The sequence below is a fragment of the Nonomuraea rosea genome (genome assembly GCF_039539705.1).
GTDB lineage: Bacteria > Actinomycetota > Actinomycetes > Streptosporangiales > Streptosporangiaceae > Nonomuraea > Nonomuraea rosea.
Window position 1 is genome coordinate 35,259 of sequence record NZ_BAABDQ010000053.1, and the last position, 21,781, is coordinate 57,039.

General features: G+C 66.9%; 20 protein-coding genes. 11 read left to right on the forward strand and 9 right to left on the reverse strand.

The annotated features are described in order from the left end of the window. Nucleotides 1-170: 170 nt before the first annotated feature. Together ABEA43_RS59965 and eccD are read right to left on the reverse strand one after the other, a co-directional pair. Nucleotides 171-617 carry a YbaB/EbfC family nucleoid-associated protein gene (locus tag ABEA43_RS59965; RefSeq protein WP_345577114.1) on the reverse strand — a complete coding sequence of 149 codons (447 nt, stop codon included), beginning with the start codon at nucleotides 615-617 and terminating at the stop codon, nucleotides 171-173. A 30-nt stretch (nucleotides 618-647) separates the two neighbouring features. Then, nucleotides 648-2,078: a type VII secretion integral membrane protein EccD gene (eccD, locus tag ABEA43_RS59970; protein ID WP_345577117.1), complete on the reverse strand. Its 1,431-nt coding sequence runs from the start codon at nucleotides 2,076-2,078 to the stop codon at nucleotides 648-650. 202 nt (nucleotides 2,079-2,280) lie between these two features. On the opposite strand from eccD, the gene eccCa reads away from it, so the two are divergent. The 5 genes from eccCa (at nucleotide 2,281) to ABEA43_RS59995 (ending at nucleotide 11,377) form a co-directional block, all read left to right on the forward strand. Continuing rightward, nucleotides 2,281-6,213, forward strand: a complete 3,933-nt coding sequence (gene eccCa / locus ABEA43_RS59975) for a type VII secretion protein EccCa (protein WP_345577120.1) — start codon at nucleotides 2,281-2,283, stop codon at nucleotides 6,211-6,213. 20 nt (nucleotides 6,214-6,233) lie between these two features. Beyond that, nucleotides 6,234-6,548 carry a hypothetical protein gene (locus ABEA43_RS59980; protein WP_345577123.1) on the forward strand — a complete coding sequence of 105 codons (315 nt, stop codon included), beginning with the start codon at nucleotides 6,234-6,236 and terminating at the stop codon, nucleotides 6,546-6,548. Then, nucleotides 6,545-7,702: a transglycosylase SLT domain-containing protein gene (locus ABEA43_RS59985; protein ID WP_345577126.1), complete on the forward strand. Its 1,158-nt coding sequence runs from the start codon at nucleotides 6,545-6,547 to the stop codon at nucleotides 7,700-7,702. The genes ABEA43_RS59980 and ABEA43_RS59985 overlap by 4 nt, the downstream gene beginning before the upstream one ends. Before the next feature lie 376 nt (nucleotides 7,703-8,078). Further along, nucleotides 8,079-9,311: a S8 family serine peptidase gene (locus tag ABEA43_RS59990; protein WP_345577248.1), complete on the forward strand. Its 1,233-nt coding sequence runs from the start codon at nucleotides 8,079-8,081 to the stop codon at nucleotides 9,309-9,311. An 89-nt stretch (nucleotides 9,312-9,400) separates the two neighbouring features. Next, nucleotides 9,401-11,377 carry a protein kinase domain-containing protein gene (locus ABEA43_RS59995; protein ID WP_345577129.1) on the forward strand — a complete coding sequence of 659 codons (1,977 nt, stop codon included), beginning with the start codon at nucleotides 9,401-9,403 and terminating at the stop codon, nucleotides 11,375-11,377. A 61-nt stretch (nucleotides 11,378-11,438) separates the two neighbouring features. On the opposite strand, the gene ABEA43_RS60000 is transcribed toward ABEA43_RS59995, so the two are convergent. Further along, the gene (locus ABEA43_RS60000) at nucleotides 11,439-11,861 is read right to left on the reverse strand and encodes a YbaB/EbfC family nucleoid-associated protein (protein WP_345577132.1); all 423 of its coding nucleotides are present in this window, start codon (nucleotides 11,859-11,861) and stop codon (nucleotides 11,439-11,441) included. A 122-nt stretch (nucleotides 11,862-11,983) separates the two neighbouring features. Here ABEA43_RS60000 and ABEA43_RS60005 point away from each other — a divergent pair, with 122 nt between their 5' ends. Then, nucleotides 11,984-12,310 carry a hypothetical protein gene (locus tag ABEA43_RS60005; RefSeq protein WP_345577135.1) on the forward strand — a complete coding sequence of 109 codons (327 nt, stop codon included), beginning with the start codon at nucleotides 11,984-11,986 and terminating at the stop codon, nucleotides 12,308-12,310. Continuing rightward, on the forward strand, nucleotides 12,307-13,032 hold the full coding sequence (locus tag ABEA43_RS60010) for a WXG100 family type VII secretion target (RefSeq protein ID WP_345577137.1): 726 nt from the start codon (nucleotides 12,307-12,309) through the stop codon (nucleotides 13,030-13,032). Before ABEA43_RS60005 ends, ABEA43_RS60010 begins: the two co-directional genes overlap by 4 nt. A gap of 123 nt (nucleotides 13,033-13,155) precedes the next feature. Here ABEA43_RS60010 and ABEA43_RS60015 read toward each other — a convergent pair whose 3' ends face one another. After that, nucleotides 13,156-13,866: a hypothetical protein gene (locus tag ABEA43_RS60015; protein ID WP_345577139.1), complete on the reverse strand. Its 711-nt coding sequence runs from the start codon at nucleotides 13,864-13,866 to the stop codon at nucleotides 13,156-13,158. 17 nt (nucleotides 13,867-13,883) lie between these two features. After that, nucleotides 13,884-14,183, reverse strand: coding sequence for a hypothetical protein (locus tag ABEA43_RS60020; RefSeq protein WP_345577141.1), 300 nt, complete (start codon nucleotides 14,181-14,183; stop codon nucleotides 13,884-13,886). A 117-nt stretch (nucleotides 14,184-14,300) separates the two neighbouring features. On the opposite strand from ABEA43_RS60020, the gene ABEA43_RS60025 reads away from it, so the two are divergent. Then, the gene (locus ABEA43_RS60025; RefSeq protein ID WP_345577143.1) at nucleotides 14,301-14,708 is read left to right on the forward strand and encodes a YbaB/EbfC family nucleoid-associated protein; all 408 of its coding nucleotides are present in this window, start codon (nucleotides 14,301-14,303) and stop codon (nucleotides 14,706-14,708) included. A gap of 268 nt (nucleotides 14,709-14,976) precedes the next feature. Here the strand turns inward: ABEA43_RS60025 and ABEA43_RS60030 are convergent, their stop codons facing one another. From ABEA43_RS60030 to ABEA43_RS60045, 4 genes are all read right to left on the reverse strand, one after another. After that, entirely contained in the window at nucleotides 14,977-15,411 is a 435-nt protein-coding gene (locus ABEA43_RS60030) for a hypothetical protein (protein WP_345577145.1), read from the reverse strand. A 545-nt stretch (nucleotides 15,412-15,956) separates the two neighbouring features. After that, nucleotides 15,957-16,253 carry a helix-turn-helix transcriptional regulator gene (locus ABEA43_RS60035; protein WP_345577251.1) on the reverse strand — a complete coding sequence of 99 codons (297 nt, stop codon included), beginning with the start codon at nucleotides 16,251-16,253 and terminating at the stop codon, nucleotides 15,957-15,959. 318 nt (nucleotides 16,254-16,571) lie between these two features. Beyond that, nucleotides 16,572-17,438, reverse strand: a complete 867-nt coding sequence (locus ABEA43_RS60040; protein ID WP_345577148.1) for a TRM11 family SAM-dependent methyltransferase — start codon at nucleotides 17,436-17,438, stop codon at nucleotides 16,572-16,574. Further along, nucleotides 17,438-18,283 carry a hypothetical protein gene (locus ABEA43_RS60045; RefSeq protein WP_345577151.1) on the reverse strand — a complete coding sequence of 282 codons (846 nt, stop codon included), beginning with the start codon at nucleotides 18,281-18,283 and terminating at the stop codon, nucleotides 17,438-17,440. The genes ABEA43_RS60040 and ABEA43_RS60045 overlap by 1 nt, the downstream gene beginning before the upstream one ends. A gap of 700 nt (nucleotides 18,284-18,983) precedes the next feature. Here ABEA43_RS60045 and ABEA43_RS60050 point away from each other — a divergent pair. From ABEA43_RS60050 to ABEA43_RS60060, 3 genes are all read left to right on the forward strand, one after another. Further along, nucleotides 18,984-19,655, forward strand: coding sequence for a hypothetical protein (locus ABEA43_RS60050; protein ID WP_345577154.1), 672 nt, complete (start codon nucleotides 18,984-18,986; stop codon nucleotides 19,653-19,655). A 132-nt stretch (nucleotides 19,656-19,787) separates the two neighbouring features. After that, nucleotides 19,788-20,717, forward strand: a complete 930-nt coding sequence (locus ABEA43_RS60055; RefSeq protein ID WP_345577157.1) for a hypothetical protein — start codon at nucleotides 19,788-19,790, stop codon at nucleotides 20,715-20,717. 355 nt (nucleotides 20,718-21,072) lie between these two features. Continuing rightward, a complete protein-coding gene (locus tag ABEA43_RS60060; protein ID WP_345577160.1) occupies nucleotides 21,073-21,495 on the forward strand; it encodes a pilin in 423 nt (140 codons plus the stop codon). Nucleotides 21,496-21,781: the final 286 nt, after the last annotated feature.

Genomic DNA, 21,781 nt, shown 5'->3' on the forward strand with positions numbered 1-21,781 from the left:
GGCCTTGTCTCATGCGAGGGCAGCCAGCTTGGACAAGACGGACTACCCTCGGCGGACCAATATCGACTCGCATATTAGGCACCACATGACCCACTGATCACGGACCTGCGCTCATCACCAAGACATCCTGCACTCTGCGCCAACACCATCAGGAGCAGCAGGCAGGGAGCTCACAACTCCAGTTGCCGCTGGATGCGGCTGAGCTCGCCCATCACGTCCTCGAAGGTGCGGTTGTAGACGGCCTCCGCCCCTTTGATCTTGTTCAGCAGCGATTCCGGGTCCTTGACGATCTTCATGGGATTGTCATCGGAGTCACCGAAGGCCGCGTCCATACCCTCGCTGATCTGCTGCTGCAGATCACGGGTGGCGTCGTTCAGCGCTGCCTTGATGAGGTCGGCGAGCTCGCCGGAGGGAAGGCGCAGAGCCTTGGGATGCAGGTGCAGCTCGCGGACTCCTTCTTGACCGCACTCCACGGTCACCAAACCGAGATCGTCCTGCGCCCGGCCTACTTGATCCTCCATGGTCTTCTCGAACTTCTCTATCCGCGCGATCTGCTCATCGACCTGCTTGAACAGCTTGTCCATGTCGATGTTCGCGAAGTCGCCGAATCCCTGCACAATCCTCACTCCTTCTTGTCCTTGCCAGCATCAGCCCGACAATCCGCGCACCCAGCTGTAGATCTCAAGCACACCGACCGCGAGCGGGAACAGTTCAACGATCAACACCAACTCCAGGATGTCGCCGGCACGGCCCCAGTACGGCGAGGGTTTCCCCGATGCCAGGCTCCTCCCGACGCCCACCGCCAGCAGGGACACCCACAACACGCAGACCGCCACCGCCAGCGCACCGATGACCCCTCCCTTGGAGCTCAGCGCGAAGGCCACCATGGCGAGCCCCGCCAGGCCGGAGCCGATCAACCAGATCCGCTGGCCGAGACCGGAGAAGACGCGGGCGCGCATGATGAGCGTCAGCGAAAGAGTGGCGGTCATGAGGTACGCGATCCATCCGTCGTTCAGCACCAGCAACGCCTGGGCGACCAGCGCGGCCAATCCCACCGCGATGATCAGACCTGTGGCGTAACGCTGAGCGATCACGGTGCGCTCCTGGATCGCCATCGCGTCGAGCCGCTGATTGTCGGCGCGCAGTTCCTCGGCCGTGGTGGGCATGGCCGGCAACGGCACCCGGGCCAGCCGGAACGAGAGCGTCGGCACCAGCGGGCTCAGCGCCAGCAGCACGGCGATGGCAACGGCCGCCACTCCCGCAGGTGCGGTCCCCGACACCATGATGACGGCCGCACCAGCCGCACCGCACGTCGCGGCGATGGCCGTACCGAGGAAGCCGGATATGCCATGCGAAATCATCATCCCGGCGACGGCGGCGGCGAGCGCCGTGCAGGCGAAGGCGGCAAGCAGATGGGGAGCGCCGACCTCGGCCAGGCTTCCGCTGCCGGCGGGGGTGAACAGCCCTGCCAGGAAGCCGTACGGCAGCGCCGCGTGTCCGATCAGCGCACCGGCCGTGGCCTCATCCAACGCACGCGACAACACGGCCCCCGCGGCGATCAACAGCAGCGCGATCGTTGTGAAGACGATCGTGCCGATCAGCGGGGGCAGACCCGCTAAGGCCAGGTTCACGGCGCCGAGGACCAGTAGACCCGTGGCCCCGGCCGCGCCGAGAGCCCTGGTGTGTGCCGGGCTCCACTTACCCGACCCGTTACGGACACCGGTGGCGACGACGTCTGCCACGTCGTCGAAGATCGCGGGCGGCAGGATCGACTCGCGCGGGCGGAGGTAGAGCACCTCTGCGTCGAGCACACCCAGCGTGCTGAGGCTCTGCTCCAGGTCGAGTGGAGCGCCACCGAGCCGCTGCAGCGTCCATCCCGGCGACGACACGGCGTCACCACCCACTTCACCGAGCATGCGCAGCAGCCCCGGCAGCACGTGGGGCAGCGGTATGTCGGCGGGCAGCGTCAAGTCGGCCTTGCGGCTGGACCCCACGATCGTGATGTTGCACAACACCGGCAGCGGTAGCGGCAACTGTGCGAGAGCGCCCTGCTGGATCGGCCCCGAGCGTGTCGGCATGGACCCATCGGGCCCCTTCACGGGAGGCGAAGGCTCGGGCAGCGGCTTCTGAACCATCGATCCCACGGTTCACTCCGTCTCACAAGCGTCACGGACAGCACAGAACATAGCGGGTCGATTCTGGTAAGAACGTCGCGTGAGCAAAGTGGTTGTCCGGCGCCCCGAGCGCCGCCCAGGCCCAAAGCCACCTCGCGGAGAAGTCATGCTGGAGTCTCCGCCCGAGATCCCGGAGGTCCAGAGCCAGGGCTTCATGCTGGTCCTCAACTACCTGCCCATGGTGGCGGGGGCGGCGGCGATGGCGTTGATGTTCACCACGGGGAACAACTCCAACCCGATCATGTACGTCGCCAGCGGCCTGTTCGCGGTCTCCATGCTCGGCATGACCGTCAGCCAGATGGGCCGCCAGGCGGCCGAGCGCAAGCACCGGCTCAACGGCTCTCGCCGCGACTACTTCCGCTATCTCGGCCAGGTCCGCAGAAAGGCCGGGCGCGCCGCCAAGCAGCAGCGCGAGGCCCTGGAGTGGAGCGGCCCAGAGCCGGAGTCCCTGTGGTGGATCGCGATGGGACCCCGCCTATGGGAGCGCCGTTCCCGGGACGAGGACTTCAGCACGGTACGGATCGGCACCGGCGTGCAGAAGCTGGCCATCCAGCTTTTCCCGCCGGACTCCAAGCCCGTGGAAGATCTGGACGCGCTGTCGGCTGGTGCGCTGCGGAGATTCATGCGCGCCCACTCCACAGTTTCCCAGCTGCCCGTGGCCGTCGCCCTCGGCTCCTTCGCCCGCATCCGGCTCAGCGGTGACCTCAAGGCGATGCGCGGTCTCGTGCGTGCCATGGTCGGCCAGATCACCGTCTTCCACTCTCCCGACGACATGCGCATCATGGTCTGCGCCGACCAGGAGCGCATGCCTCACTGGGAGTGGGCCAAGTGGCTCCCGCACGCCCTGCACCCCGATGAGGTCGATGCTTCCGGACCCGTCCGCCTGATGGCAGATGACCTCGGTGAGCTGGACCGGCTCGTCGGCGGCGACCTCAAGGAGCGGTCCAGGTTCCAGCCGGGCTCGCCCGCCGACGAGCTGCCGTACCACGTGCTGATCGTGGAGGGCGGGCACATGCCGCACGACTCGCAGCTCGGCAGCGACGCCATCCAGGGCGTGACCGTCATCGACCTGACCGGCTCCACCAGCGCCGTGGCGGAGGGCAACACGCTGCGGCTGGAGGTCCAGCAGGACGACCTGCGCATAGTGAAGATCGACCACGCGGGCCGGGAACGCAAGACGCGGCTGGGCGCGCCGGACAAGCTCGCCTTCGTTTGGATGGAAGGGCTGGCCAGGCAGCTGTCCCCGCTCCGGGCCTCCTCCGCGAGCGGTAGCGATGGCGAGGACATGCTGTCGGTCAACACGACGCTCACCGACCTGCTGGGCATCAGCGACCCCCGTGTCTTGGATCCGGCGATGACCTGGCGGCCACGAGCCGGTCGTAACCGGCTGCGGGTGCCGATCGGGCTCGGCGCCGACGGCCGTATGGTCGAGCTCGACATCAAGGAGTCGGCGCAGGGCGGCATGGGCCCGCACGGCCTGCTGATCGGGGCCACCGGCTCCGGTAAGTCCGAGCTCCTGCGTACGCTGGTGCTCGGGCTGGCCGTCACCCACTCCTCGGAGATCCTCAACTTCGTCCTGGTCGACTTCAAGGGCGGTGCGACCTTTCTCGGCCTCGACTCGCTCCCGCATGTCTCGGCTGTCATCACCAACCTGGAGGACGAGCTCCCCCTGGTCGACCGCATGCACGACGCGCTGCACGGCGAGATGGTGCGCCGGCAGGAGCTCCTGCGAGCGTCGGGCAACTACGCCTCACTGCGCGACTACGAGCGCGCCCGCGAGCAGGGCGCCGAGCTGTCGCCACTGCCCACGCTCTTCGTCGTGCTCGACGAGTTCAGCGAACTGCTGTCCACCAAGCCCGAGTTCATCGACCTGTTCGTGATGATCGGCCGGCTCGGCCGATCACTGGGTGTACACCTGCTGCTGGCCTCCCAGCGCCTGGACGAGGGCAGGCTGCGCGGGCTGGACACCCACCTGTCGTACCGGATCGGCCTGCGTACGTTCTCGGCCATGGAGAGCCGGGCGGTGCTCGGCGTTGCCGACGCGTACGAGCTGCCCTCGGCACCGGGCAACGGGTACCTGAAGTTCGACACCACCGGCATGACCAGGTTCAAGGCCGCCTACGTCTCCGCCGCGTACCAGCCGGACACCCGGCATGTCTCCGGCAACGGGCAGCCCGTGGCGCGGGAGGTCATCGAGTACAAGCCCGCCTACGCGCCGCTGCCGGTCGTCGAGACGCCCTCGACGGAGGCGCCGGCAGAGGCTGAAGAGAACGGAACCCAGTCCAGCCTGCTCGACATCGTTGTCGGCCGGCTGCAGGGACGCGGCCCCGCCGCGCACCGCATCTGGCTGCCGCCGCTGGGCGAGCCTCCGACTTTGGCTCACCTGCTGCCTTCGTTGTCGGTGACTCCCGAGCTCGGGTTGTCCACGCCTGGGTGGGACGGCAGAGGACGACTGCTGGCCGTCATCGGCATCATCGACCGGCCCTTTGACCAGCGTCGTGATCCGTACTGGCTGAACCTGTCCGGCGCGGCCGGACATATCGGCATCGCCGGCGGCACACAGAGCGGCAAGAGCACCATCTTGCGCTCCTTGATCACCAGCATGGCGCTCACGCACACCCCCCTCGAGGTGCAGTTCTACTGCCTGGACTTCGGCGGCGGCGCGCTGTCGGCGCTGGAGGGCCTTCCGCACGTGGGCGGCGTGACCAACCGGCAGAACGCCGACACGGTCCGTCGTACGGTCGCCGAGATCTCCACCGTCCTCCAGCAGCGTGAACGAGACTTCGCCGAGCAGGGCATCGACTCGATCGCCACGTACCGAAAGCGGCTGGCCGAGGGCAGCTTGGTGGGCGACGGCTGGGGTGATGTGTTCCTGGTCGTGGACGGCTGGCTGACGATCCGGCAGGAGTACGAGAGCCTGGAGCCGGTGATCACCGACCTGGCGGCGCGCGGGCTCGGCTACGGCATCCACGTCATTGCGACCACGAACAAGTGGTCGGAGTTCCGGCCAGGCATCCGCGACCTGTTCGGCGCCAGGATAGAACTCAAGCTCGGCGATGCCTACGAGTCGGAGATCGGCCGTAGCGCGTCACTGGCGGTGCCCGAAGGCACACCGGGACGCGGGCTCACCAAGGACGGCATGCACTTCTTGTCGGCCCTTCCCCGCATCGACGGGCTGCGCAGCTCCGACGATCTCGCCGACGGGCTGCGCGCCCTGGTGGAGACCGTCAATGCCTCGTGGCGGGGCCCGGCCGCCCCTCCCGTGCGCCTGCTGCCGGCGCTCCTTCACGCAACCGACATGCCAGGCCCGGACCAGACGGGCGACAACCGCATCGCGATCGGCATCGACGAGGCGACGCTGTCTCCGGTCACCCTCGACTTCGAGACCGATCCGCATTTCATCGTCTTCGGCGACACCGGCTGCGGCAAGTCGAACGTGCTGAAGCTGATCATGGAAGGTCTGGTCGCGCGCAAGACGCCGAAGGAAGCCAGACTGGTCGTGATCGACTATCGCCGGGCGCTGCTGGACACCGCGGTCACCGACCACCGCATCGGTTATGCCGCGTCGAGTGCGGCGGCCGCGGAGCTGGTGCAGGAGGTCCGCTTCGCCCTGCTCAAGCGCCTTCCGCCCGCCGACCTGACCCCTGACCAGCTTCGCGAGCGCAGCTGGTGGAAGGGCTCGGATCTTTACATCGTGGTGGACGACTATGACCTGGTGGCGACCTCGAACAACCCCCTGCAGCCACTGGCCGAGTTACTGCCGCAGGCGCGTGACATCGGACTGCACCTGATCTTGGCGCGTCAGATGGGAGGCGCCAACCGGGCCATGTACGACCAGGCGGTGCAGCGGCTCAAGGAGATGGCCAGCCCGGCGCTGATCATGTCGGGCAACCGGGACGAAGGCGTGCTGTTCGGTAAGGTGCGGCCACAGCCTCTCCCGCCCGGCCGCGGATTTCATGTGGACAGAAGGTTCGGCGACCGGCTGATCCAGACGGCGTTCCTGACATCAGCGGAAAACGAGCCCCGCCGGCCTCAGTGACGTCCTCTATGATCCGCCCCATGGACACAGGCTCGGTTGATGTTTCCTACGAGGCACTCGACAAGTGCAGGACGCGGGTCCTCGCAGCGGCGAAGGAGTTCAACCTCGACGACATTCTCAAAGAAGGCGGGGCAACAGCCCCCGCCCTACCGACGGCAGCCGCGTTGTTCGGCATGCTGGACGGCGCTCAGGAATTGGCCGCCAAGATGGACGCGGCCTGGACCGGCATCCGCGGCGAGATCGAGAGCGGCCATGCGAAACTGGAAGAAGTCGAGCGAGCACTCAACGCGGTGATGGACAACCTCCGCGCCGCAGCGACGGCTTCGGGCGCATGATCGACGTCCGGACGCCCGACATCATCGAGCTCCCTCGTGGCCAGGAGCTAGCAGACCTCCTCACGAAGGTGAAGGGCGACCCCCAGGGCGTCAGGGGCATCGCCTCGGCCTGGCGAGTGTGCTCGTTCCACCCCGCTGACACCACCTCCGCGCTCATCAGGTCCGTCAACGACGTCGACCTGAATTGGGAGGGCGGCTCCGCCGACGCCTTCAACCAGTACATCCGCCTCTATCCCACAGCCGGCGAACAGCTCAACACCGCCGTCCGAGCCTGCGCCGAAGCGCTCGACAACACCGCCAAGGCCATGGAGAAGGCCCATGCCGAGATTGACGCCCTCTGCAAGCAGGCGGTCACTCGTGCAGTCGCGTTCCTCACGGACTACCTTGACAAAAACCGCGACAAGTTCCAGGCTGACGCGCTTGTCGCGATGCGGGCCAGCGCCGGCATGATCAGCCTCATGGACGGCAATATCCAGATCGCCCTCGGTCACGTCGCGGCGGCTCACGAAGCCGTCAAGGCGGCCTCGACCCTGCTGAGCACCCACGTCAAGACCGGTGCGGCAGGGGAGAGCGCCGGGTTCGGCTTCTTCACCGGCATTCGCGCCCCTGGAGGAGCGGACTTCGTTCCGGGCGAAGAGAAGGTCGTCTGGACGAGAACGCCGGTTCAGGAGCAGACGCAACTGTCGGGCAGTGGCGGCTCGGGCACCGGTGGTGACTCCGCGGCGGGGGGTGGTGGTGCACCCGCGCCCAAGGCAGAGGTCGCCGAATGGATCAAGCAGGCGCTCACCATCATCAAGTCGCCCGAGATGGCGGGCATCATGCGCGAACGCGGCATTGACGTCAATGATCTGGACGCGAATGATCCCCAGGACGTCGAGCGCATCTGGACGATCATCTATCACGAATCCGGCGGCAATCCCAACGCCATCAACAACTGGGACATCAACGCCAAGAACGGTGTGCCGTCCCAAGGGCTGATGCAGACCATCCCGCCGACGTTCAACGCGCACGCCCTGCCCGGTCACGGCAAGATCCTGGACCCGGTTGACAACATCATCGCGGGTGTCCTGTACACCTACAGCCGCTACGGCAACCTCGGCGGCCACCCCGGCATCTCGTCGCTGGCGCAAGGCGGCGGCTACCGGCCCTATTAGCGCTTCGCCAAGGGCAAGCCTCCGTTACGTCCACCGCAGAGGCATGAAGGGGGCCGCATCGTCGGCACCGCCGAGCGGCCTGCGCCTATCGCCAACACATCCTGCGCTCTCCGCTAACGACACGGAGAATCGAGCGGCGCAAGACTGCCTCTCGAACGAACGGATGCGACCGCGATCGAGGACAGGTGTACGTGCCCACGGACCCCAGGCTCGAGATGCCCGCACTCGTCGTCGTCCTGCACATCAGGGCGACGGCTGGATACGGTGTCGAGACACGGACCGGTTATGACGCTCTTGCCCGGTCCCGGTCTTCGCTGAGCGCCTGCCTGCGATGATCATGAAGGCTCTCGCCATCCAGCACGATCTGACAGTGCGGATGGCCAGGATGACTGTGGTTGAAGCGGAGCGATCAGCACCGCAAGAGGACAAACTGTATCTCCGTCGGATATGCCCGGGCCTCGGCCGGGTGCTGTTGGCAGCCATTTTGACTCTCGGTCTCACCGCTACTCCCGCGGCGGCCGTCACACGCCCGCTCCAGGATTGCACCCCCGAAGCGGGCGTCGTGAAGCTGCCTGGTGAAGAGCCCTGGGCGCAGAAGCGGCTCGACATCAAGACAGCGTGGCGGCTGAGCACCGGAGCTGGCGTACGGGTAGCGGTCATCGACAGCGGCCTCGACATCCAGCATCCGCAGCTGCGCCGGTTCTCCGACTTCGTCGATTTCACTGGAACCGGCTACATCGACTGTGTCGGTCACGGCACCGCCGTCACCGGAATCATCGCCGGCCGCGTCTATCCGGGCGTCACCTTCCACGGCGTGGCCCCCCAGGCGACCGTCATCGAGCTCAAGCAGAGCAACCAGGCCGAGGGCCACGTCGCCAACCTGGCTGCGGCCATCGACAAGGCGGTCCAGTTGGAGGCCGACGTCATCAACATCTCGATCAAGGCGGCCGACAATCCCGTACTCAAGGCCGCCGTCCAGAATGCCCTGGCCAGGGACATCGTGATCGTCGCCGCCGCAGGCAACATCACGGACAAGAACCAGGACGTGCCCGCCTATCCGGGCTCCTACGCAGGCGTGCTGGCTGTCGGCTCGGCCACTCCGGACGGCCGCCGCGCCGACTCCTCCAACACGGCCACGCCTGTCGGCGTCCTGGGGCCTGGCGTCGGCATCATCGCCCCGTGGCCGCGCAGCACGTACAAGCTGGACCTTGAGGGCTCGAGCTTCGGCGCCGCCTACGTCTCCGGGACCGCCGCGCTGGTGCGCGCCAGGTTCCCGCGTCTCAGCCAGGAGCAGGTACGGCGGCGCATCATCGCCACGGCCGACGGCTCGGTCGGCAAAGGCACGGGGGCCGGCGTGGTCAATCCGGTGCAGGCGGTCAGCGCCGTGCTGCCCTTCGAACCCGCGGATCGGCCGGTGGTGGCCGGACCTCCTCCGGCACCGCTCTCGTCGGACGCGATCGGCAAGGTGCCGCCGGAGGATGTCGTGGCACGGAACATCTCTCTGTCCGTGGCAGCCGGGGCGCTGATCCTCCTGGCCGTGGCCGGTGCGGTCGCACTGGTGCTGCCGCTCGGCAGAAACCGGGGCTGGAGACCGGGACGGCCGACCTGATCCATCCAGCTTTGCCTCTTAGACCACTGATGCATTGATCCGAATGTGGCGCACTATGCCATCGGATCGCGAACACGAAAGGGAGACAGGTGCACCCTTTACAGCCCGGCGATCCGAAGCGGCTGGGTGACTACGTTCTGTCGGAACGCCTGCCGGAGGGGCCGCGCGGGGCGTCCTTCCTCGGCCAGGTGTCGGATGACACTCCTCTCCGAGTGATCAAGTTGCTGACCGGGAAGTCGCATGCGGCCGCGGATGCTGTCGCGCACTTCACCGCGGTCCGGCGCGTTTCCAGCTCGTACATCGCCAGGACGGTGGACGTCGGCCTGCATGACGGCCGCCTCTACATCGTGCGAGAACATGTGAAGGGGCGCAGCCTCGCCGAGACTGTGGCAGCCGACGGGCCACTCGGCACCGACGCGGTGGAACGGGTGGCCGTCGGCACGCTGACCGCGCTGACCGCCGTTCATCTGGCGGGCATCACGCATCGGGGGCTGACTCCGAACAACGTCATCATGAGCGCTGACGGCCTCCGGGTGACCGACCTCGACCTCGGCGAGGCCGCCGGTGAGATCGGCTACCGCGCGCCCGAACAACTGCGGAGTGAGCCGTGCGGTTCCGCTACGGACCTGTTCGCCTGGGCGTCCATGGTGATCTTCGCGGCCACCGGGAAGGCGCCGTTCGGCCATGACTCCGAGGCGGTGCTGACCGGTGTGCCCACGCTGGGCGCGCTGACCGGACCGCTGCGGGGTGTGCTGCTCGCGGCATTGTCGAAGGATGTAGATCAGCGGCCGACCACATACGCGGCGCTGTTGCGCCTGCTCGGCGGCCAACGGGCGGAGCCGGAGATCACGGCGAAGCTGTTGCCGGGAGGAGTTCCGCCCCAGCTGCCGATACAGGATTCACCGGCACTGTCGCCGGCTGGGGGCAGCGCACCGATCGAAGGTGTGCCCGTGCAGCCGCAACAGTCTTGGCAGCCACCGCAGCAGCAACAGCCCATGAGAGAGCAGCCGCAGCGGCCGCACATATTGCAGGCGCCGGTCATGGGGTCCCTCGCTCCGCGCCGGAGGTTTCCGGTCGGCCTGGCCGCCTCAGTCGCCGCACTCATGGTGCTGTCTGGTGTCGCCCTTTGGGGAGCCGGTCGCTACGCGGACAACCAGCAGATCAACTCGGTTGATGTCGCGGCCGACGGCAAGGCCACCAATGGACCCGCCGGGCTGACCGACGCGGGGAAGAGCCCGGAGAGCGATTCCACTGACGGCACGGTTCCGCACCTGGATGAGCCGGGCACCGACCAGCCGGAGGTGACCGTGCCGTGGGCCTCCTCCTCCGACACCGACCCGTACGGCGTGGGCCCGCTCGTTCTGCCCACCGAGACGCCGTCGAATGTCCCGACTGCACCTGTGTACAGCACGGTGCCCACTCCCACACCAGTGTCGACCCAGCCCGTTCCCACTGCGCAACCGACCAGCACACAGCAGCAGACTCCACAGGCAACCACCACACAGCCGAAGACCCCGGAGGTAACCAAAACGGTCACGGAGAAACCGACGGACCAGAACACCAAGGCTCCGCAGCAGTCCCAGGAGCCGACCCCGTCTCCGGCGAAGAGCACCGAACCCCCCTCTCCATCTCCCGCCAGAAGCACGCAAGCGCCCGCGCCGGCGCCCACCACGTCGGCCCCACCGTCTCCACAGCCGGAGCCGACCAAGAGCACGGCCCCACCGGCCGCGCAGCCGGAACCGAAGAACCCGCACACGCCGGCCCAGGTGTGCGGGTCCGGGTTCTACGTACAGCGCTCGCAGCCGTTCAACGGCGGTGAGACCTTCCAGCTTTACAACAGCGGCACCAAGCAGAACTGCGTGGTGACGATGAAGTACGTGAGCGTGGGCAAGGAGAGCCCCGTCAGCGCGACACTCGACGTCCAGGGCGGGGAAAGCGTGACCGACAACGGCAACTACAAGTACTACGCCGGACCGGTCAAGCTGCCCGCCCCGGGCAAGTGCGTGAAGTTCTCCGGCAGCGTCGGTGCGGGAAGCACCAGCGCGGGGTGGGCGAACTGCGGCTGATCCAGTGCCGGACGGTCCCACCCGGAACCTCGCCGGATGGGACCGTCGTCGTTGCGAACGGTCAGGACTCCCAGCGACGCTGCACGGCACGTACACGGTTGAGCCGGTCGTGTGTCTTGGCCGTGAAGCCGTCCTGCATCCCCGCCAGGTCGTGCTCGAAGGTCTTCAGCAGGGCCTCCGCGTCCGACGTGGTGGGGATCAACTTCTTGGTCTGGCGTTCGTGGTCGAGTTGCGCTGCGTTGACGGCTTCCACCACCTCACGGCTCAGCTCGTGATTGACGAGCTTCATCGCCCTCGGGCTGATGGCCAGCTCGACGAGTTTGCTGCTTGCGTCCACCCGCGCCGAGACCGCTCCGGTTCGGCTTTCGCCCGTGCCGTAGAGTTCGCGCAGGCTTTTAATGGCCTGCTCGAGCTCGCGCACCGAACGCTCGCTTTCATGCACGAATTTGTCCAATTCAATGAGTCGCGCCTCGTCTGCATCCATGTGCCTACGCCATCGATTCTCGGTTAACAAAAGCCGAGCGCCGAATGGCCGGACCCCGAATTGATCATAACCATCGTTATCGGCCACCTGCACAAGCCGATTCCTCGATAAAATCTAAGTTCATGAGCACGGATGCCACCTCTGGCCGCTACCTCTATGTCACCTCTACCGCGATCGAAGCCCTGCGGGGCCGGATCGATGGCGAACTCAAGGCATATCTGCATGAGATAAAAGGCCTCTGTGAGACCACGACGAACGTGGCCGCGCCAGGTTTCGGCGTGCTGGGCCAGCTTGCGATCGGCATCAATTACGAGCGTGTCCGCAAGTGGGCGCAGGAACAGCTCGGCGAGGCGGAGTCCGCCTGTGCCGGATGGAGCGATGCGCTGACCCACGCCCAGGCCAATTGGCGCGCCGCGGAGGAGGCCAGCAAGGTGCGGTACGTCGGATGATTCCACTCAGCCAACGGGCCGGAGAACTCGCCAAGTGGATGGGCAGGCGCTGGCCGACGTTGCTGCCGGGACTGGCGATTGTGATCACCGCCGTAGCCAACGAACCCGAAATGGCCCAGGCGGCCTCCAACTGGAAGCACGGTATCGCCGGCCGGCTCGATGACGGGATCAAGCAAGTCCTGCCCCAATTGCTCGACGCTTCGCGAGACGGCTGGGTCGCGCAGGACCAGGTGGAGTTCGAGAGGGTTGTCGAGCAGTTTCACCAGGAGATCGGCGTACTGCGCGGAGTGCTGAGTGACATCGGTGGCATCCTCGACGAGGTCGCCGCAGGATACCGCAGCTTCTGGCTTCAGATCATAAGCCTACTCATCGCCGCAGCGGCGTTGCTGGCACTCACCGACAAGCTGAAGGCGGATCCGAGAACCGCGCTCTACGGCCGGATCCTGGAGAAGTTGGTCTCGGCGAAGGCCAGCCATCGAATGGCTACGGCCACGCTCGTGCTGGGGGCCGCCGTGAGCGGCGCGGGCGAGACCTTGGCGACACTGACCAGGAAGGGCCACCAGTTCACTTTTGTGGACCCGGTAGGCCAGGGGAAGATCGACTTCAAGAAGGCCACCATCGACGCCAATGCCTTCCCGTCGTTCCAGCAACCTGCGCAGCCAGGTCAGCTGCCTTCGGGCGCCGACCACTTCGACTGGAAGGCACCGGACACGAAAGGCTGATGAGAAGTGGACCTTTCCACGCCGCAGGGTCGGTTCAAGACGGGCCAGGCGCCTGGTGAACGACCGTTCCACCAGGCACCCAGGCGAACCACCAAGGTCGAGATACGTCGTTATCCAGACGGATTAATTGGCTGCCGGCGGGACGGCCTCGTCGAGCTTGGGGGCGATATAGCTGGTGGGCGGGTCGGTGCTGATGACGGCGCGCTCGAAGCTGATGCCGGCGTCTCCGCTCGGCTGGATAGTGAAAAGCTGGCCCAGCGACTGCGCACTGGTCGCCAGTGTGCCGCCCGCCACCGCGAGGAACCCGACAAGGAACTTGGTCTTGTGGGCGATCATCCCATTGGTCAGCGCGACGAGCCGCTCAAGCCACAGTTGGCCCGTGGCCGCGAGGTGCGGCGTCCCCTTCATTGCTTGGCACGCTGCGATATAGCCGAGCACAGTGCTGGCCAGAACTCCGATCTGCATCCAGTAGATGGCGTAGACATCGCGCACCTGGTCGACCTGACTTTCCATGCTGTAGCAGAGGCCGCTGAGCTTAAGTAGATCACCGTTGAACAAAGCGGTCGCCCTAAGGAACTCCTCCCGGTCGTCGGCGATCCAGCCTGCCCTGGACAGGAGGGCGGCGTTGTTGATGAAGTTCGGATATTCGACCTCCAGAGCCTTGGCCAACGAGTTCCAGTTGGCCTTGGCCTCGCCCATGGCTGGAACATTCGCCCACGCGGTGGTGGCGATGGTGACCCCGATCATGATGCCCGGCGCCGACTTGGCGGCAAGCTTGAGGTTGTCGAGCGCAGCCTTTGCCACAAGTTTACCGGGATTATAGGGCGTCGTCATGAGTCAGATTCCTCCGATCACTGGTATACGACGGTGCTGGCCGCCTCGGCCGCTGCCCAGGTTCTCTTTATCGTCTCCAGGGCGTCGATCCAATTGCGGACGGTCTTGATGGCGTCGTCGGCGTAACTTTTGACGTCGTCACGGATGTCGTCGTACTTGTTACCCAGTGCAATGCCCTGTATCCCGAAGCCGGGCATGGGGACATGCGTGGTATCAACGGAACTCTTGAGCCGTTCCAGACCTGGGATTACGGACTCGCGGAGATCGGCCTGGATCCTAGCGAGCGTCTTGGAAGTCACGTGAATGTCCTGCGACATCTCTCTCCTTGGCAAAGCTAACGGTTGCAGAACATCACCTTAACCGAAAGCAGAATATCTTGTATTTTGTTCTGAGTCATTCGTGAAGTGTTACAGCTGGCAGACAAGGGGAATCTCGTGCTCGATCCTGGTGGTATCAGCATTGAGGAACTGGAGCGGGTCGGGCGGGAGTCCGAGCAAACGATGAACCGGCTTACGGGACTCCAAGAAAGGCTCGCCACCATCCGCGGAACAGGCTCAGGAGCCGACGGGCGCATCGTCGTCAACGCCGACCACTCGGGCCGCATTGACTCGATCGACCTCCATCCGCGCGCAATGCGGCTGGCCAGCGAAGAACTGTCCGAAGAACTGCTGCGGGCGGTCAACGCCGCTCAGGACGATTGCGTGCGGCAGACCAGCGCCCTCATGGCCGAGGCCGGAGTGGAGGAGGTAGTGGACGAGGCCGCCTTCGGGAAGATGGAGCGCCAGTTGACGGACACGCACACCGTGTTCATGAGCCAGATGGAGAGGTACGGCCGCTCGTAGCGGCTGTGCAGGCGGTCGCCCATGCTCGCGACTTCTACCTGATGATCTGCTGTGGCGAGTGCGCGGCTTTCGACTCGAGGGTCGTCCCACGGGATCAGATGCACGAGGTTGACGAGCACGGGCGCCACGCTCTCAGCGCTGTCATTCCTCTCGCGCCGTAAAGACGGTCCCACGCAGAAGCGGTCCTCAGCAGGCCGATGCTGAGGACCGCGGCAGAGGGTGTCAACGTATGGCGTCAGCGGACGCCGGACGGCCGGGGACGAAGCCATTACCCGATCTGCTCGTATCCCCCGCCGGAGTCGGCGCTCTTGGTGCCGCCGGAGAACTTCACCCAGGACCCGGCCGGTGCTGCATGGTAGACGGGCACGGTGTGCAACGGAGTGATCTCCTCATTCTTCACCACGCCCGCTCCCTTAACGTCCACCGCCGACCAAACCAGAGTCCGCGTGCCTACGTTCTTGGTCTTGAACGCCACCGCGCAGGCGTTCTGCTTGCCGGCGTTGTAAAGCAGGTAAGCGACACCGCCACTGAACGAGGCCTGCCGCTCGACCTGATAACCGGGCCCGCAAACTATGGCAGGCGTTTCGACGATCTGGCCGGATGCTGAGGCGGTGGCAGCGGTGCCAAGTGCCGCGGCGCTGAGCACGGCCGCAATGCTTGCGCCGATCGTGGTCTTTCTGACACTCATGATCTTCATCTCCACGTGAAACGCCATTCGTGACAGTTGCTGTCGTCAAGGTGATGCGCAGTCAATCTTGCGCCGTCATGTTTTCCATGTCGTTAGCGCAGAGCGCCAAATGTGTTGGCGACGGGCGCAGACCTTCCAGCGAGCCAGCCGAACTGGGCGTCAAGGTCCTGCGCGAGCTTCAGGTGACCACGCTTCCTCAGGACGGCTACAACGTTCACCGCCGCCTCTGCAAGATGCGCGCAGGGGGAAGCAAGACATGCGCTTGTGCGGTCGGACGCCGTCCCGAACCGAGCGCGCGATCGCAGCGCAAACCTCCTGCTGCGGCGAGTACGAGTGGTGCTCCGAAGGCGGCCTCTACTTTGTTCTATGCCGAACCGAAAGCGGCTACGAAGAGATCGGCAGGGGGCTGCACCCCCAACGCCACCCCTTTCTGGCAAGCGCTCACCGTGGGGCACCAGTGCCGCGAGCAGCCGCTCATCCAGCCGAGCTCCCGCCGCAACTCCCGCTGACCGTAGCTCCCGTTCTGCGCTCTACGCCACGAGCGCTTCCCAGCTCGGACATCACCCTTCCGTCTCGCGCTCCTGGCGCTCGTCGCGGTCGTGGTAGCCGAGCAGCACCTGTATCCCGCGCAGCGGCACGACATACCGGCCGCCGATTCGCAGCACCGGACACGGGAACTGCCCGGTCTTGGCCATCCGGTAGGCCTTGGTACGGCCCATACCGAGCAGCCGCCCCGCTCCGACCAGCCCGACCACCATCGGCTGGCCCGCTGCCGCCTCCCCCTCCATCACGGCCTGAGACTCAGTGGCCTTCTGCAGGTCAACGTCCTGGGCCGACGGCACGCACTGACCCTTCATCTCTTTCACGATCATCTCCTTGTGGCCAGAGGTACTGCTCGTATGGACACGATGTGGCTGTGAAGAACAGACACCCGGAAAACAGGCCGCCCCGAACCGCGGCTATGTAGCGGCGCTACGCCTCGACCAGCAGACGCCCATGCCGGAAGGGCCGTGCTATGCCCCGTCGAGCGGCGACGGACATAGCCCGGTGGGCCGAGATCAAAGAGGGCGGCAGGTGGACCTGGTGCACCGGATTGCATGGACAGTAACCGGCGCGTCTGCGGTTACTGTCCGTCACGGCCCAGCCGACTCCTTTGCCGGCTGGCGGCCCGGGTTCTAGGTCATGCCGGTGGATGGCGTGGCGGGCGGTCGGCGAAACACGAGCAGGTCCTCGTGCGCGACCGCGTGGATCGGCAGCCCACGTGCCCAGCCTTTGCGCGCCTCGTGCAGTTGGAAGAACGACGCACGGTTCCGGAGTTGGCCGTCGCCGAGCCCGCACAGCAGGCAGACGATTCGATCCACGAACACCAGCCCGGCTTCCTCGGCCAGCTGGTGGACATGGCCGGGCAGGTCGACCAGCTCGCCGCGCACCCGATATGGCCGCACTGTGATCGCCGCGATTCCGCCGGGCCGCAGCAGCGTCACGCATCCGGCCAGGATGCGGCCAAACCCCTCCAGAAGTTGCGGAAGCCGCTGGTGGGCGAGGTTGGCGCGGTCGGCCGAGTAGCGCTGGTTCCACTTACGCACCCCCGGCTCGCCGGTGTCGCGGGTGGAGCGGATGTGCCCGTGCGTTGCCGCTCCGTACGGCGGTGAGGTGAGCACCAGTGCCGCCCGCCCGACCAGGTCAGGCAGCAGCCGGGCGATGTGCCTCGAGTCTCCGGCCACCACCCGCCCAACGCCGGGCGCCCCGTGCTTCTTGGCGTGGCCGAGGTTGGCGACCGCCAGGCGCGCCCACTTCTCCTCGAACTCCACCCCCGCGGCATGCCTGCCCAGATGGGCGGCCTCGACCAGGGTGGTACCGATCCCGCACATCGGATCGACCACCAGCTCATCCGCCGCCGTATAGGTCCCGATCACCCGGGCGGCGATCGAAGGCAGCATCTTGCCCGGATGCCGCATCGACTCCGGCACATACCGACCTCGCCGCTGCACCCGCGACGGGCGTTGCCCGGTTGCCCACACCGACGTCGTCACCTCGGCCATCAACGCTCACCCCCGGCCCGAACCGAAGCCTCGGCGACGTCCGGCTCGGTGGCGCGTTCCGCTGCCGGAGACGTCGACGTGCCTGAACCCAGGAGCATCGTGGGTTTTATGAAGATGAGCACGTCGCTGTGCACGCGCGCGCTCGCCGGCAACCCGGCGCACTCCGGCAACCCCTCGATCGCCGCCTGGGCGCGGCGGGAGAGATCCGCGTCGATGCGCTCGCCGCGAGCAGGATGGCGCAGCGCGATGATGTGCTGCAGATACACCAGCCCCGCATCCCGGGCGCGGGCGATGAGCTCCGGCACCGGGTCGACCACACCGCCCTGCCGGTGCAGACCGGTGACCACCGCCAGATGCCCGCCCGGCTGAACCAGCCCCGCCGCGCCGGCGACGTCGAAGACCTCGGCTCCGGCCCCAGAGTCCAGCCGATCAGTGGGCCCGCCCAGGGGCTGCTGGCAGGTCTGCTCGACCACGACCAGCCCTGCACCGCCGGTGAGGTCGGCCAGCACCGGGGAGTCATCGCCGGGGTCGAGGAGGCGTAGTTCGGTGATCTCCAGGTCGTCGTTGGGGTGGGTGCGGGCCAGGCAGGTCCAGGACATGCCCGCGCGGGTCGCGTCGGTGAACACGGCCACCGGCAGGCAGCCCGCCGTCAGCGCTGCCGAGATCAGCTGGTGATCACTCGCGCCGAGGTGGATCACGGTCTCGCCCAGCCGGGCGCAGGCCGCGATCAGATGGCGGGCCAACGGGCCGCTGACTGGATGGCAGCAGCCCGCCGGGCAGGTCGCGATCGATTCGGTGTCGGCCGCCGTCAGCCACACCGACAGCGGTAGATGTCCTCGAACCACATCCTGAGCCTCTCGAACTACCTGGAGGCCGGGCTCACGGAGCTGGGCGTCCGGTCGGGAGGCGGTGGATGAGGAGCCGGGCGCGGCAGGCCCGGTAGAGACGCAGGAACTGGCGGATGCGGAAGCGGTCGAGGTGGTGGTGGGTTCGGTCATGTGGGTGTGGCCCGAGGTGCCGGGCCACCGATCCCTGTCACTGTTCCAAATACCTGCCGCACGACTCGAGTTAGGACAAGCCGTCAAGCAAAGGTTCGGCAATACCAGGCGTGCCGTGTCCTCGCTGGCACCGCCGCTTGGGGCTCTCGGCTTCTCATCCGCGGGTTGTGGGCAACCCGTGGCGGTCGGGGCTCCCCCGATCATCGAGGCTGTGCCGCATTGGCGAGACGCACCGCCATACCCACGACGCTATTACTCTCCGCGCACGACTGGTCACGATGATAATGATGCGGCGTACGGGTCGGATGCCGGGGAGGGGGTCCGGCCCGTACGCAGGCTGCAGACCGAGCCAGCCGGTCAGCCAGGCCGGCGCCCGCACTCCCGCATCTCCTGCCCGCGACCCTGCCGAAGAAGCACGTTTTCGCAGGTCACAGCCCTTCAGGACATTCTCCGGGCATTTCCCGGGCAACGTCCGTCACGGCTCCACCACGGGCACCAGCAGCGTTGACCCAGTGCGACCTCCCCTGAGATGAGAAGACACCGAGGCGTGTCAGCGGAGGCGATCAGCATGCCGCGCCAGGACGAACTGGCCGGATGGCGCTTCGCCAAGCTCGTCGGCCAGATCAAGGCGATGATGTCCGCCGGCCTCAAGCCGGAGTACCGGGGGCTTTACGGCCAGCTCGTTCTCGCCCGCGACGCGGTGACCGAACTGGGTGATGCGGCCGAGGTCCGCCGAGCCGCACGGGCCGCCGGACGCTGGCTTCGCTGGCAGGTCCGAACCCATGTCACCGACGAGGGAACGCTCGCCATCATCGATGACCGCGACCCGGCCCAGGAGATCCGGGAGCGGGCGGCCCGCCGTTCCGCTGAAGCGGTCTCGGCCGTCATCGCCCGAGCGCAGGCCGAGGCCCACCAGCTCCGCACCAGCGCGCCCAGCCCCTTGCCCACCCGGCCTCCGGGCCTCCCGGCCCTGGGGAGAATCTCTGAGCGGCCCGATGCAGGGCCGAGCCACGCAGCGGCGATCCGGAGCCCGCCACGAAGTCTGGGCTCCGGTCCACCGCTTGACGCAAGCTTGACCCGAGACTTTCGATGTCATCGCATTATCGCAGGTCAAGGCCGCCTTCTGGGCGCGATGCCCTGGATCGCACCTTCGTGCTTCTCGACGGCGCAACCCCGTTTCCCAGCGTTTTCGCAGGTCATCCATGGTTTCGGAGCGTGATCGAAAGCTGGGGTGATCTTTGCCTTGCCCGATGTCTGATCATTTCCTGCCCGGCTGCTGCCCGGTTGCTGTCCGGGCGCTGTGGCGGCATGGCGACGTCCGAATCGAACACGCCTTCTCGGGAGCGTCGCCATGTCTCACCCTTCGGTCCGCCTCGCCACCGACACCACCGATGTGGCCATCACCAGCACCACCAGCCCGGCCGCCGACCGTGCGGCCGCCACCGGCCCGTCCACGGCCCACCCGGCCCCAGCCGAAACACTGCCCACCGGCGACCTCGACGCAGACGACGCCCAACCCAGCCAGGCGTGCGATGGCCTCGATGACCATCCGAGCCTGGGCGGGTCGCTGCCGCTGGATGTGGCCGAGCACGCCTTCAACCTGCTCATGCGCGGCCCTGCCCCGCTGTCGATCGACGGCGCACTGCTCGGGCACGGACTGCCGGCTCGGCCGATCCCGCTCAGCGAACTGCGGGGGATGCTGCTGCACCCGTCCTGCTCACGGACCGCCCGTGACCACGTGTGGCGGCACCTCATCGACCAGGCCCGCACCCAGCGGGGGGCGTGGATGGTCGCCGCCGTCGCGCTGGCGATCCCGATGCTGCGCCGCCTCATCGCAGCGCTCGCCGACACGATCCCAGCCGGGCGGACCTGCCGCGAGGACCTGGAAGCCGACGTGCTGGCCGCCTACATGGAAGCTCTCTGCCGGGTGAACCTGACCTGGTCACACCCGCTACTGCGGCTGTCGCGGCTGACCCGCATCACCGTCCTGCGCGCCCACGCCACCGACCAGCCCCATCTGCTGACCGACCCCGACCTCACCGAGAGTAGCCAGCAAACGCTCACCTACCCGACCGGCCATTGCGATGTGCTCCTGGCGCAAGCCGTCGCCGAAGGGATCATCACTGAGCAGGAGGCGGAGCTGATCGCCTTCACCCGGCTGGAGGGCATCGCGCTCAGCTCCTACTGCCGCCGCCGCGGCCTGCTGTACTGCACCGCGCTCAAGCGCCGCCAGCGCGCCGAAACCGCCCTCTACCAGGCCCTCCAGGCCGGCGACCTGTAGCGATCACACCGCCGCCGACGGCGCGCGGCCAGCAAAGAACGCACCAAATCCGCTGGCCCCGATGTCCTAACTCGGCCTTTCACCCAGGTCTTTTAACCACTGAGAAGGCAGCGCGGAGGGCGCCCGGACCCGGCAGCGGGACCCGTACCTGGTCACCGGTCCCTGTCACCCCGGCCCAGCCCACCCGCACTTACTCGCTGAAGGAGGACGCCCACCGGCCCCGCAGCCGGATCCGGCACCTCCGCGCCGCCTTCTCACCCAACGAGAACCAGCCCGGCCCATCCAGCACCTCAGACACACGCAGCCACACACCGCCACACGGCTCCAATCACACGACCCTCCCAGGAGGCAGCACATGACACCCCGCCGGCGCCACACCACCACCTCATCCCAAGCCAACAGCCTCAAAATCCTGCTCATCGCCCTGACCATCCTCGGCAGCATCGCTCTGGGCACCCTGCTCGAATACGCCATCGCCCACGCCGCCACCACAACCACCCACGCCTCCGGCCCTGTCACCGTCTCTGGTCAGGTTCCAGCCGCGCCGGCCTCGCTGAACGCGGTGATCGACAACCTGCGCAACGTCATCGTCGGCCTGCTGGTCGCCCTCGCCACCCTGTTCCTGACCGTCGGCGGGGTCCGCTACATCCTGGCCGGCGGCGACCCAGGCGAAGTCGAAGCAGCCAAGAAGACCCTGCGCTACGCCGCCCTCGGCTACGGCATCGCCGTTCTGGCGCCGCTGCTGGTCACCGTCCTCAAAGGCATCGTCGGAGCCTGACGATGACCCGCCACCCACCACCGCGCCCGCGCCCAGCGAGCACGCTGCCAGCCGCCGCACGTCGCTGCATGGCACAGATCCTCGCCATCCTCGCCATCCTGGCCATCACCCTCACCGTCACCGCGGCCGCAGCAGCCTCAGCCGCCGCGGAACCAGAACCGCCGGGACCTTCGCCGACGTCGAACCCGCAGCCCACACCGCCCGCCTCAACATCCACACCGGGCTCCACACCGGGCTCCACACAGTCCTCCACGCCGAGGACACCGACGGGGCCGATGCTGACGCC

Coding starts and splice junctions, on each gene's coding strand:
- ABEA43_RS59980 (WP_345577123.1), top strand. CDS start 6,234: ATGGACACAGGCTCGGTTGATGTTTCCTACGAGGCACTCGACAAGTGC.
- ABEA43_RS60005 (WP_345577135.1), top strand. CDS start 11,984: ATGAGCACGGATGCCACCTCTGGCCGCTACCTCTATGTCACCTCTACC.
- eccCa (WP_345577120.1), top strand. CDS start 2,281: ATGCTGGAGTCTCCGCCCGAGATCCCGGAGGTCCAGAGCCAGGGCTTC.
- ABEA43_RS60055 (WP_345577157.1), top strand. CDS start 19,788: ATGTCTCACCCTTCGGTCCGCCTCGCCACCGACACCACCGATGTGGCC.
- ABEA43_RS60020 (WP_345577141.1), bottom strand. CDS start 14,183: ATGTCGCAGGACATTCACGTGACTTCCAAGACGCTCGCTAGGATCCAG.
- eccD (WP_345577117.1), bottom strand. CDS start 2,078: ATGCCGACACGCTCGGGGCCGATCCAGCAGGGCGCTCTCGCACAGTTG.
- ABEA43_RS60015 (WP_345577139.1), bottom strand. CDS start 13,866: ATGACGACGCCCTATAATCCCGGTAAACTTGTGGCAAAGGCTGCGCTC.
- ABEA43_RS60010 (WP_345577137.1), top strand. CDS start 12,307: ATGATTCCACTCAGCCAACGGGCCGGAGAACTCGCCAAGTGGATGGGC.
- ABEA43_RS60040 (WP_345577148.1), bottom strand. CDS start 17,438: ATGGCCGAGGTGACGACGTCGGTGTGGGCAACCGGGCAACGCCCGTCG.
- ABEA43_RS59985 (WP_345577126.1), top strand. CDS start 6,545: ATGATCGACGTCCGGACGCCCGACATCATCGAGCTCCCTCGTGGCCAG.
- ABEA43_RS59990 (WP_345577248.1), top strand. CDS start 8,079: ATGGCCAGGATGACTGTGGTTGAAGCGGAGCGATCAGCACCGCAAGAG.
- ABEA43_RS60000 (WP_345577132.1), bottom strand. CDS start 11,861: ATGGATGCAGACGAGGCGCGACTCATTGAATTGGACAAATTCGTGCAT.
- ABEA43_RS60035 (WP_345577251.1), bottom strand. CDS start 16,253: ATGAAGGGTCAGTGCGTGCCGTCGGCCCAGGACGTTGACCTGCAGAAG.
- ABEA43_RS60060 (WP_345577160.1), top strand. CDS start 21,073: ATGACACCCCGCCGGCGCCACACCACCACCTCATCCCAAGCCAACAGC.